This window comes from Pedobacter sp. UYP30 (assembly GCF_040547165.1).
Classification (GTDB): Bacteria; Bacteroidota; Bacteroidia; order Sphingobacteriales; family Sphingobacteriaceae; genus Pedobacter.
In genome coordinates this window covers 1-11,993 of sequence record NZ_JBEPPD010000037.1, presented here as the reverse complement: position 1 = coordinate 11,993, position 11,993 = coordinate 1, and the positions used below count along the sequence as shown (strand labels likewise).

Annotated in this window: 11 protein-coding genes; all 11 read right to left on the bottom strand. The window is 34.1% G+C overall.

What is annotated here, in order from left to right:
* Window positions 1-83 precede the first annotated feature (83 nt).
* The 11 genes from ABIB40_RS20205 to ABIB40_RS20155 all read right to left on the bottom strand — a co-directional run bounded on the left by ABIB40_RS20205 (window position 84) and on the right by ABIB40_RS20155 (window position 11,527).
* Window positions 84-557, bottom strand: coding sequence for a hypothetical protein (locus ABIB40_RS20205; protein ID WP_354361679.1), 474 nt, complete (start codon window positions 555-557; stop codon window positions 84-86).
* 369 nt (window positions 558-926) lie between these two features.
* Complete coding sequence (locus ABIB40_RS20200) at window positions 927-1,151, bottom strand: hypothetical protein (RefSeq protein ID WP_354361677.1); 225 nt, start codon at window positions 1,149-1,151, stop codon at window positions 927-929.
* A gap of 383 nt (window positions 1,152-1,534) precedes the next feature.
* A complete protein-coding gene (locus ABIB40_RS20195) occupies window positions 1,535-1,771 on the bottom strand; it encodes a hypothetical protein (RefSeq protein ID WP_354361675.1) in 237 nt (78 codons plus the stop codon).
* A gap of 15 nt (window positions 1,772-1,786) precedes the next feature.
* Window positions 1,787-4,078, bottom strand: a complete 2,292-nt coding sequence (locus tag ABIB40_RS20190) for an N-6 DNA methylase (RefSeq protein WP_354361673.1) — start codon at window positions 4,076-4,078, stop codon at window positions 1,787-1,789.
* Between the two features lie 251 nt (window positions 4,079-4,329).
* Window positions 4,330-5,802, bottom strand: coding sequence for a DUF8370 family protein (locus tag ABIB40_RS20185; RefSeq protein WP_502931075.1), 1,473 nt, complete (start codon window positions 5,800-5,802; stop codon window positions 4,330-4,332).
* A 9-nt stretch (window positions 5,803-5,811) separates the two neighbouring features.
* Window positions 5,812-8,112: a type I restriction-modification system subunit M/S gene (locus ABIB40_RS20180; protein WP_354361669.1), complete on the bottom strand. Its 2,301-nt coding sequence runs from the start codon at window positions 8,110-8,112 to the stop codon at window positions 5,812-5,814.
* Window positions 8,113-8,306: 194 nt separating this feature from the next.
* Window positions 8,307-9,059, bottom strand: a complete 753-nt coding sequence (locus ABIB40_RS20175; RefSeq protein ID WP_354361667.1) for an HNH endonuclease — start codon at window positions 9,057-9,059, stop codon at window positions 8,307-8,309.
* Between the two features lie 155 nt (window positions 9,060-9,214).
* A complete protein-coding gene (locus tag ABIB40_RS20170; RefSeq protein ID WP_354361664.1) occupies window positions 9,215-9,436 on the bottom strand; it encodes a hypothetical protein in 222 nt (73 codons plus the stop codon).
* Between the two features lie 7 nt (window positions 9,437-9,443).
* Complete coding sequence (locus ABIB40_RS20165) at window positions 9,444-9,932, bottom strand: hypothetical protein (protein WP_354361662.1); 489 nt, start codon at window positions 9,930-9,932, stop codon at window positions 9,444-9,446.
* A gap of 324 nt (window positions 9,933-10,256) precedes the next feature.
* On the bottom strand, window positions 10,257-10,664 hold the full coding sequence (locus ABIB40_RS20160; protein WP_354361660.1) for a hypothetical protein: 408 nt from the start codon (window positions 10,662-10,664) through the stop codon (window positions 10,257-10,259).
* A gap of 197 nt (window positions 10,665-10,861) precedes the next feature.
* The gene (locus ABIB40_RS20155) at window positions 10,862-11,527 is read right to left on the bottom strand and encodes a hypothetical protein (protein WP_354361658.1); all 666 of its coding nucleotides are present in this window, start codon (window positions 11,525-11,527) and stop codon (window positions 10,862-10,864) included.
* Between the last annotated feature and the right edge of the window lie 466 nt (window positions 11,528-11,993).

Genomic DNA, 11,993 nt, shown 5'->3' with positions numbered 1-11,993 from the left:
ATTCTTTAATATACTGAATATCAGTCTATTATACAAATAATTATAGAACTATTTCCCTCATTTTCAAGTGGTTGTAATTTTTGTCATGTACTAAATTCGTATCGTTTAAATTTTAGGTCAAACATATTTTCAGTAAATTTATTCTGCAAGTAATCATCAGCAAATTCCCAAATTTTGTCCATTAAATCATCATCTTCGTTCAAAATTCCTTCTCCAATGTCTTCGGCAATTTCGCCCTGTGAAGAAATAAATTTTCTATCAAGATTTCCATTAGAATATTTCTCAAAATAATATGTGTCAGAAACGTCAGAAACTATAAATTGTACAACCTCGCTTTGAATATTTGTCAAGTCGTAGATTTGCCCCATTTCTGTTATTATTAAAGTTCCATTTTCTGTCTGTAAAACGTCAATAGTATTTTCGTCTTTGCTGCTACTTGTTGCGTCTTCAAATTCCACATCTTTTACATAATGAAGTTTGTTTTCCAAAAAACTTTCAAGTTCTTGTTCTCTTTCAATTTTCTTATTGATTATTAAGCCTGCAATATTAAATCCCATAATTCTAATTTATTTATAAAAATTTATTTTTCTGTTGTTAAGTGCTGTCGGTCAAAAACTTACCGCTAAGCGAGTCACGCAAAGGAATTTCACCTTTGTGTTCTCACAGAACCGTACGTGAAAGTCTCCCTTCATACAGCCTGCCCCGCCCAATGCGGGGGCTCTTCATGTCCATAAATCACGTAAAGATACTTCTATCTTTCTGGATGTACCTATACCCAATGGTATCGGTTGTGATTTTGTCTCAGAAATAATAAATCATCTCCCGAAAGGTTGTAAATTGTTCTGAAAACTAAACATGCCCAGCCCTTCGCTCCATGTTCATTACAAACACTTCTTCACTAAACGATTGGGTCTGCCACCTGTTTCTCAGCCACATCCATGCTGTTTGTTTCCTCTCTCGATTTTACAAAGCGAAACAGATTTCTCTTGTTCCTTAATAGAGCCTGCGTAGAAGTCCTGCCTCCCGATAGTTATCGGGATTACCCCGGTTGCCGTGTATTCGGTAATCAGGTTTCCGGTACAATTAGTCGCAAATACAAACGTAGCTACCTGCTTTCGACAATACCTCTCTTCCTTACGAGGCTTCATCATTGGTTCACCGTAGTTTATCCTGAGCCTGTCGAAGGGTTCAACTCTTCTACACTTACCTACAGCTATCTCTGTAGCCGTTTTTCTTTATCGCTCAGCACCATTACTTTTCAGCAATCGCACCATAAAGTCGTTTGGTGGCTACTCCTGAAAGTCGCCACCGAGAGGCCTACTCTCATCTCTTTTTAAAGCATCAAACTAGTTCCGCAATCTGTTCAAGACACACACGTTTTGCAAATTTGTGCAGAAATGGCATTAATGCAGAACCATTGTCGTACCGCACTAAATTAAGTAAATAACTGATGAATTGACGTAAACCACCGTCAGCCATTTTTGCGCAAATTTGCTGTTATCGGCTTCCCATCTCTCGGACCGAAAAGTTAACATCAATTTTCTTCATTGCATTTTGTCAAGTCGTAAGTTATATTCTTTGAATAAACAGTAGCAATTTGAAGAAGGTCTGCCGTAGTTTTACAATAAGCGTTACGAATAGTGATATGACTGTCTTTAAGACCTATTGACCCGACAATCATAATAATGTCTGCTGTTGATTTCGTTTTAGCGTCAATAACAAGATTGGCTCCTGTTCCTGCTAACATAATTAAATCTGCTTTTGTTTTCATAATTTTATTTTAATATTAACTATTTCTTTTTTCACTCTGTTTTAGAAAATCAAATACTTTATATAGTTCGTTGTCCGCTGGTTGGTTTAACTCTGGGTCTTTGTCAAAGTGATACGAAACCCAACGGACATTTTTACTCTCAATGCTTGTATAAAAATAAACTGCTTCTGAGAGTTCAATGAACTTTATGAATGGGAGTAGTTCCACTGGCTTATTTTGATTTGTATGTGACAAATAAAGTTTCTTTTTGTCAAGTCCAATCAGTGATTTAATTTCTGCTTCTTTAAATGGAGATTTTGCTCCAACAAGTTCCTTCGCTGTAAATGTCCAAATGCCTTCTTCAAGTTCTCCTTGTTTTGCAGAAATAATTTTTGTTTCCTCGAAACCGTCTGCTATAAATTTTCTTAATTCGTTTAGTTGTTGTTCAAGCGTTGCTACTCGTTGTTTATTTTCTCCCTCATTTGAAATTCCTCCGTGTCCTTTCCACTTGTTACGAAGTTCTGCAACTGTTAACAAAGTGTTTATAATACCCTTTTCAGTTAGCATTTTCATAAAAGCTTCTGTTGGATTTCCAAAAAGAGCTTTACAAAACTCTTTTCTTTCAGCATCACTATAAAATCTTCTCACTGATTTTGAAAGTCGGGATGTTAAAATGTTCCAACTTCCAAAAGTTGCTTTGAAATACCACTCTTTGAATTTTTCATCGTTGTCAATCCAATTGTGTCGTTCTTTTTTATAAAACTCTTGGTCTTGAACTAATGCACTTAACATTAGCATTGCGAAGAATTCAGATAGTGCCTCGAAAAAGTGAAAAAGGTGTTCAACCTTTTTACTGTTTTCCTTTGTTGCATAGTAACGCCATAGAATTGATGAAATAGGGAAAGGTAATTTGTCAATCCAATGTTCAAGTTTCTCTTCTTGATTTATATTCTTCAATTCTTTTGCTATTGAATGAAAACTCTTAGGTTGTTTCCAAAGGTTTCTTTTCAGTTCTTCAAGGCGCAAGTTGAATTGCTCAATTTTACTATCAATTTCAACAATTGCGACTTGCGTTTTTAATTCTGGCAAATACAAGTCACAAGTTTGTAATTGTGCTTTCGAAATTGAAGGTATAGTTGCTCCAACTTCTAAACTTTCTCTTAACTTTCTGCCAATTACACTATTGAAATAATTGGCCACAAAAGTTGAATTTGCTTTTGTTTCGTCAAGTTGAATTTGAAAATAATTTTTTGGGTTTTTCATTGTCATTTCCGCAGGAATTGTAACTGCTAAACTGTTGCCAATTTTCGGTAGATAAACTGAGTTAGAAAGATGAGATACTTCATCAGGGTCTTTGGCTTTTAAAAGATTTACAATAACAGCAACATCAGTTAAACCAATCGGCGGATATCCAATTCGTTTGACTAATTCTTGCATTTCGTTTAGAGACAATAGTCCGTTGAAAGATTTAAATTCATTAAATTCAATGAATGAACCTAATTGAATTGCTTTTCCCTCTTTCCGATTTTTGTAATTCTCGATTATTGCTTTATTAGTGTTTTCATCGTTGGAAAGTTCTGCGATAAAGGTTTTTTCCTTTTGTTTTTTTGTAACAATAACAAGATTAGAAGCGATATTTGTTTGAGGTAGAAATGCTCCTGTAGGTATTGAAAAAACTGCATCTACAAACAACCCGAGTTTGTTGATTATTTCTTTTACCTTTTCGTTAAATAGAAAAGAAGGTGGCATGAGAAATATGGCTTTCCCGTTTTCGTTAAGGAGTAAAGACGATTGAACAATTAGGGTAGAAGCAAGGTCGCTTGGGGCTTGTAAGCCATTAATCTTAATTGCTTCTCTGCGCATCATCCACGGTGGAAATGAGGTGATGAAATCAAAGTTTGTTTTAAGCTCTTCCATTTCTTTTGAGCCGTCGCCCAAATAAATTTTAGTTTCTGGATTTGCGAAGATAGTATTGATAAATTCGAAAGCCTTCTGGTTGCAACAATATGCCGTTGTTATTCCAAAGTCAAAAAAGTTAGACGGAGATGAAGGTGTTAACCAAGGGTCAAAATGCGTTTTAGGATTTACAAACTTTGAAAGTGCATTAATGAAATTATAAATGTAAAGTGGTGGGGTAAAGCTTTCAATACTTGAGGCAAGACTAATTAATTCTTTATCATTTAGAATTCGGTCAAACTTTTCTTGTTCTTGCGTTATTCCAATAATTTCAAGAAGTTTGGTGTTATGGAAACGAGAAAATTCCATTTCACTTCTTAATTTATTAAGAGTTGCCCAAATCCGTTGTTCTACATCTTTTGTGTTTGTCATTTCTAGCACTGTCGTTTAAAGTTTGCATTGTCCTTGGGGTTGCCGATAACGTTTTGCGGGTTTAAGAAGTTGGCGATTTCGGAGCACAAAACTGTCTTCCACCACAAATGTTTGATTGAAAAACCGAACTTGATTTAACCACTGAACCGCCAATTTCTTAAACCCGCTGTTATCGGCTGCCCTGCTGTTCTTCCGAAGCACAAATGTTTCAAATTTGCAGAAATGTTTGTTAGATGTTTTAATCATATCGGTCATACTTTAGAAGCTGAAATTTTATTGTCTCGTCTTGCGTCTATTAGAATTATTGAAGGGTCGTTTTGAAGTTTAAGTTCTTTGAGAATACTTGTTACAGTTAGCAATTCGTTTCTGTCAAAGTAGATAATTACTTTGATACTTTTTTTTGTGCCGTTAGCTGCTTCATATATTTTGACTTGGTTCAAAAGATTCCTTTTGAGTTGTGTGTTTGATGCCAACTTAAATTCAACTAATGTTTTGTCTTGCGAACCTTTTGAAATAGAATAGTCAACAGGTCCTCTACCATTGTTGGGTTCACGATTGACATCCATTATTGAGGAATACCATGTTAGTTTGAAAATGAGTTGAAGGTCTTGCTCTCTTTTGATTGGTTGTCCTTTGGAATAAAAGAAACGATAGCCATCATTTTTTTCAATTACATCTTTCATGTAAATAACTCTCTGCAATGCTTCGTCATGTGATGAAGCTGGCTTGATGTTGTAAAACTCACTGTTGTCAGTGAGTTTTTGAATTAAGTCCATTACATTTCTAACGAAAATGGTTTCAACCTCACTTACCTTTTCTTTTGAAATATTTTTTGCACCGTCTTTATTGGTCTCTTTATACTTGATATAGTATTCAATAATTTTTGGAAACTTATTTATGGTGTCATAAATCGCATGTGTTCTTTCTTTTTGTGATGGTTGCTTGTTCGCTTTCTTTCTTGGCAATCGTGTCCTGAAGTAATTATAAATTTCACTTCTCAATTGGTCGTTGGGAATTGCCCTGCAAATAGTGTCAAACTTTCCATGAAGGTCATTGCTATTTATCCAATTGTCGTCCTTAGTTAGAATGTCTTTGGGCGTAAGTAAAACATAGTCGTTAAAGAGGTAAGGCAAAGTGTATTTTTTCGGCATCCATCTTTCAAGGTTGTAATCAAAGAATGCTTTGTCAACCATTAACTCTTTTGACTGACTTTCTTTCAGATGCTTCTCTGCAAACTTAGCTGTGTATTGAAGAAGATAAGATTTGATAAGGTTACAAGTGAAGTCGCTAATGTTGTCCTTGCCAACACCGATTGAAAACAATCCTGCTTTTTCAAGGTGAGAAGTTTTTGGAATTTTTTCGTTTCCTAAATCATGAAACACGATGTGCATGTTTGCTGATAATGCTTTACCAAACTTTTGTCCAAGTCCGCTACCGCTGTTGCCAACCATGCTGTAACCAAACCAATTTTGTTTTACTTCTGGAAAACAATACCAAGATTTAATTTGTCCCAAGTCGGTTATTCCTTCTTCTGATTTTGTTTTTAGAAATCCTAAATACTCAAGGATTTCATTATGCAGTTGTTGAAACTCTGGTTTGTCGCTACCGAAAAGCAAGAAAGGGTCAATGAAAAGTGGCAAGTCATTTATCAATGAAATATTGAACGCACCGTATTTTTCAACTGTGTCCTCTGTGATGTCAAAAAAGTCGGTGAAATATACCATAGCTTGTTTTTACTGTCCGTTTGAATTCTTGTTGTCATTGTGTTTTAGAAATTCAAACGCTTTAAATAATTCGTTGTCCGCTGGTTGATTTAGTTCGGGGTCTTTGTCAAAATGATAAGAAACCCAACGAACATTTTTGCTTTCAATACTTGTATAAAAATAAACCGCATCAGAGAGTTCAACAAACTTTATGAATGGCAACAACTCTACTGGCTTGTATTGATTTGTATGTGTCAAGTAAAGTTTCTTTTTATCAAGTCCAACCAATGATTTTATTTCTGTTTCTCTAAAAGGTGATTTTGCTCCGATAAGTTCTTTCGCTGTAAATGTCCAAACGCCTTCGTCAAGTTCGCCTTGTTTTGCAGAAACAATTTTTGTTTCCTCAAAACCGTCTGCAATAAATTTTCTTAGTTCATTCAGTTGCTGTTCAAGTGCTGTAACTCTTTGTTTGTTTTCTTCTTCACTCGTAATGCCTCCGTGTCCTTTCCATTTGTTGCGTAATTCAGCAACTGTCAAAAGTGTATTTATAATTCCTTTTTCAGTAAGCATTTTCATAAATGCCTCTGTCGGATTTCCAAAGAGATTTTTGCAAAATTCTTTCTTATCTGCATCGGTGTAAAATCTTCTTACTGATTTTGAAAGGCGGGAAGTGAGAATATTCCAACTTCCAAATGTTGCTCTGAAATACCATTCTTTAAATTTCTCGTCTGTGTCAATCCAATTGTGTCGTTCTTGTTTATAGAATTCTTGGTCTTGAACTAATGCACTTAACATTATCATTGAGAAAAATTCGGATAATGCCTCAAAGAAATGAAAAAGGTGTTCAACCTTTTTGCTGTTTTCTTTTGTTGCATAGTAACGCCAAAGAATTGATGAGATTGGAAAAGGTAAATTATCAATCCACTGTTCAAGTTTTTCTTCTTGGTTTATGCTCTTTAATTCCTTCTCAATTGAATTGTAACTCTTGGTTTGTTTCCAAAGATTTCTTTTTAGTTCTTCAAGTCGCAAAGTAAATTGGTCAATCTTGCTGTCAATCTTAATCAATTCTATTTGTGTTTTTAACTCTGGTAAATGCAGAACACACGTTTGTAATTGAGATTTAGAAATAGATGGAATAGTAACACCGACTTCTAAACTCTCTCTTAGTTTTCTTCCAATAACACTATTGAAGTAGTTGGCTACAAAAGTTGAATTTGCTTTTGTCTCGTCAAGTTGAATTTGAAAATAGTTTTTCGGATTTTTCATTTTCATTTCCGAAGGCATTGTAACTGCTACACTGTTACCAATCTTCGGAAGATAAACAGAATTAGAAAGGTGTTCTACTTCATCGGCATCAGATGCTTTCAAAAGATTTATGCTAACTGCAACATCAGTTAAACGAATTGGCGGATAACCAATTCGTTTAACTAATTCTTGCATTTCATTTTGCGATAACAATCCTTGAAAGGATTTCAATTCCATGAAGTCAATGAATGAACCTAATTGAATTGCCTTTCCTGCTCTTCGGTTTTTATAGTTATCAATTATTGTCTTGTTTGTCTTTTCATCGTTTGAAATTTCAGCAATGAAAGTTTTTTCTTTCGGTTGTTTTGAAAGGACAACAAAATTTGATGCAATGTTTGTCTGTGGTAAAAACGCACCATTGGGAATTGAGAAAACTGCATCAGCAAACAATCCAAGTTTGGTTAGCAACTCTTTGTTTCTATCATCAAATAAAAATGAAGGCGACATAAGAAAAACGGCTCTGCCGTTTTCGTTAAGTAGCATTGATGCTTTTATTAAAAGCGTAGCTCCAAAATCGTTTGAAGTTTTGAATCCGTTAATTTCTGTTGGCTCTTTACGCATTCCGAACGGTGGAAAGCAAGTGATAAAATCAAACTTGTTTTTTGTGCTGTCAAGGAATTGCCAACTATCACCTAAATGAATTTCCGTTTTAGGATTTTCAAAAATCGTTTTGATGGTTTCAAATGCAGTTTGGTTGATGCAATAAGATGTCGTTGTCCCAAAGTCAAAAAAGTTGCAAGGAGAAGAAGGTGTAAGCCAAGGGTCAAGATGCGTTTTAGGATTTACAATCTTTGAAAGTTCGTTGATGAAATCATAAATGTAAAGTGGTGGAGTAAAACCGTCTGTGTTTGTAATAGCACGAATAAGTTCTTTGCTATTTAAAATCTGCTCAAACTTTTCTTGTCCTTGCGTAGTGCCGATAAGTTCAAGCAACTTAATGCTACGGAAACCTGAAAAACTTATGTCGCCTCTAAGTTTGTTAAGTGTCGTCCAAATCCGTTGTTCTATTTCTTTATGGTCTGTCATTGTCTGTTCGTTTTATGCAGAAAGTTCAAAGTTAGCACTGTCGCCAAAGGGTTGCCGATAACGTTTTGAAAATTTGTGCAGAAATGGCATTGCTTGCAGAACCATTGTCGTACCGCACTGAACTAAATAATTAACGAAAAACCTGAGTTGAACCACCGTCAGCCATTTTTGCACAAATTTGCTGTTACCAGCAGTTATATTTTTTTTAATCTTTCTGGATAAAGATTTGCAAGTTCATCTTTTTCTAAAAATTCTTTTGTCCAAACAATATTTCTGTCAACTAAATTAACAATATAAGAAACAACGCTGTATTGGAAATGAAAAAGTATAGTTTGTGGATTTACTTCTAATAGCTTCAGTTCACATTTTATTTTATTCAAGTTGTACCTGTCGTTAAAACGTGGTATTGATATAAAATTAGAAGGTAAAATTTTAGGTGTCAATAGTGGCCAATCCTTAGCTGTCTTACTTGTTAGGTGATTCTTTAACTCCGAAAAGTCATACTTTTTATAAATCTTTCTCTGTGAATTATATAATGATTCCAATCCAATTTTAAGTAATAATTTACAGGTTGACATTTCAGATTTATCGAAATCTTGGATTTTTACATTAAATGAGCCGTCTTCGTTAATTGATTCTGTGTTTTTGTCGTTGATACCATAAACTGTAACTCTATTTTTTTCGAATTTTGAGTCGCCTTCAAATTTAATTCCGTTCGAACTAGCTTTTGCTGGACGTCCTTTTTTTGTAACGATACCAAGTCGGGCCCTTTCAAAACCTAACATTGATTTACCAAGTGCTTTTTCTTCAAACTTAGAGAACGAATTATTGCAAGACCTGCATATAGCTCCGATTTGGAGAATGTATGATTTATTCCCTAATGATTCAGGTACGATGTGTTCTATAGAATTTTGAACTACCGAAGTTTCACAGAATATACATTGCATTTTTCAATAATTGCTGGTAACGGGTTGAAAATTTGCGCAGAAAAGGCAACACCTGCAGAACTAATTCCGCACCGCACTAAATTAATTAAATAACTGATGAACTAACGTAAAACACCGTCAGCCATTTATTAACAAATTTGCTGTTACCAGTAGTTCTATTCTGAAAAGTCAAAAGTTATGTTTTTGGGATAAGTTCTTGCAATTATTAAAATTTCAGAAACACTTTTTGTTGATGAGTTTTTAATTGTAATATGGCTGTCTTTTAGTCCAATTGAGCCAACGATAGTAATAATATCTGATACTGATTTACTTTTTGCATCTATGATTAGGTTGGCTCCACTTCCAGCAATCATAATTAAATCTGAGGTTGTTTTCATAGTTAATTTACTTTTTATTTTCTAATTCGTAAATTATCATATAGCTGTTTTCTTTTTTGTTAAAGGATGCAAAAATTTCAACAGGAACTTCTTTTTCTGTTGGCTCTTTCCATAATCCATCAGATATAAAAGTAAAATTGTCTTTTATGAAAGCTAAGTTATTTTGGACAGAGTTATCACTTCCAAAAACACCTTGTTTTACACAAACTTCGTCACCATTTTTTAATCTATGGAAAATTGCTGTAATTGATAAACAATTGAAGATGCTTTCTTCATTCATTGGCAATTCAACTTTCATTGTCATATCTCCATAGTCAGTTGCGCTTTTTACTATTTTTAACTGGCTGTTTTCACTTTTACTAATTAAAATTTTGAAATATTCTTGCACTTCCTTGTCATTTTTCCCTACCAGAACATTTACTGGACTTGATTGTGCAATAGCAAAATTTGATACTAAAATCAATAAAAGGATAGTCTTAATTCTAATTATATTCATTTGGTTTATTTTTTTAAAAATGGTTTATTGTCGTTTAATTAGCTTGCGTTATGTTTTTGTATCTTTGCAGAGTCAGGCGTTAGAATTGCTGGTAACGGTTTGAAAATTTGTGCAGAAATGGCATTGCTTGCAGAACCATTTTCAGCCCGCACCAAATTAAGTAAATAACTGATGAACTAACGTGAACCACCGTCAGCCATTTTTGAGCAAATTTGCTGTTATGTGTTCGTTGTTTTGTTCATTCGGTTAACAATTGGCTGTCCAAGTCGAAAAATATGCGTCAATGACTGTGTCAACATTATTTCTGTCCACACCTTCAATATATCATTGATTTTCTGATTCCAATAAGTCCGTTTTGGTGAAATATAACAAATAGAAATGATTTAAATATGTTTCCATATCAAGTTCGATATAAATGTCTTTTAAAACTTCTAAGGCTTTAATTGTATCAATTTCTTTATTGCGAACTTTGTCGATTAGATAACAAGCATAATTTTTAATTACTTGTTCTCTGTCGGAATAATTTAATTCTAACTCCTCCAAAACTTTAGTCGTTAGGTCTTGTAATTGAAATTGATTAAATGGTTCAGATTCCCCGGCGAGTATCGCCAAGTTTTCTGTGTCAAAACCTGCCGTAAGCATTTCAATTGCCCATTCGACCCAAGTCATATTTATGTTTCGGTTGAGTGCTTTTAAAGTCAATATTTCTGTTGTCGATTCAACTGGTTTCATTCTGTCGATTGAGTCGTGTACAATGACACATAACGTTTTGAAAATTTGTGCAGAAATGGCATTGCTTGCAGGACCATTGTCGCACCGCACTGAACTAAATAATCAACGAAAGACCTGAGTTGAACCACTGTCAGCCATTTTTGCACAAATTTGCTGTGTGCGGTAGATGTATTAGCCATAAGATAAATATTTCGTTATCACTTACTTTTTACCGGAAAGTTATCGGGGTCGTCAGCATTGATTGTAACATTAAGAGTGTCGGCATAAGGTCCTAAAGTTATTTCATCAATCCTTCTTCTATAGTATGAGTAGTAATCAGAATTGACATACAACATAATACCGTTAATAGAATTAGCAACTCCTCTGAAATAGACAACTGTATCTTTATTTAATCCATAAATTTGAATAGAATTTACATCTGAGTCGTCAATTAAGTACAAAGGAGGATATTTATTGTTTTTAACAATAACTCTAGCTCTTACAACTGAAGTTTTCTTTAGTAAAAAGTTTTTGTCTGAATATGTTCCACCCTTGGAAATTTGAAATTGGCCTCCATAGGTATAAGATTTGTTTTTATCACCACATGTTAGATATAGGTCATTATAATTTTTGCGGGGATAATCAATTTTATAAAAACCATTAACGTCAGTTCTTGTGGAATCAACAATTTTATTGTAGCCACAGTGGAAATTTTCACATTTAACGTCATAAATGTAAACTAAGAAATTAGAAACTGGTTTTTGGAGTGTGCTATCCCAAACTTTACCACTTACTGATACTATATCAATAATGTCGCTTTCTTTCTTACAACTTAGATGTATAAATATTAAGCAAAAAATCAATGGAAAAAACATCTTTTTCATATTTCTTATGTTTTAAAGGTCAACATTTACGGCTAACTGAAAGCTTTATTCAATTGAGCAGTTCAATTGAACGTTCAGTTCGGGCTAAAAACTGTTTTATTTTAATTCTGTTTTTCATCTTGGTCGGCTGAATTTAAAATCTGTCAGCTTAAAAACGATTTTAAAAATTTAGTTCGGCTAAAACCCAAATTTCGGGTCGAAGCGAAGCTTTTTTGTCGATTCAATTTGTCCGTTTGCAAGGCTGGAAATATTCCTTAACTGATGAATTTAGTTCGGGGAACATTTACCGCTAACGGTTTGAAAATTTGCGCATAAATGGCATTGCTTGCAGAACCAATGTCGCACCGCACTAAATTAAGTAAATAACTGATTGATTATTCCGAACAAAGTACACCACATTCCGAGGCATAGTACACCAGTTTGGTTCTGGCTTTAGCACTAACTTTTTTACCATATCACTTTTGGA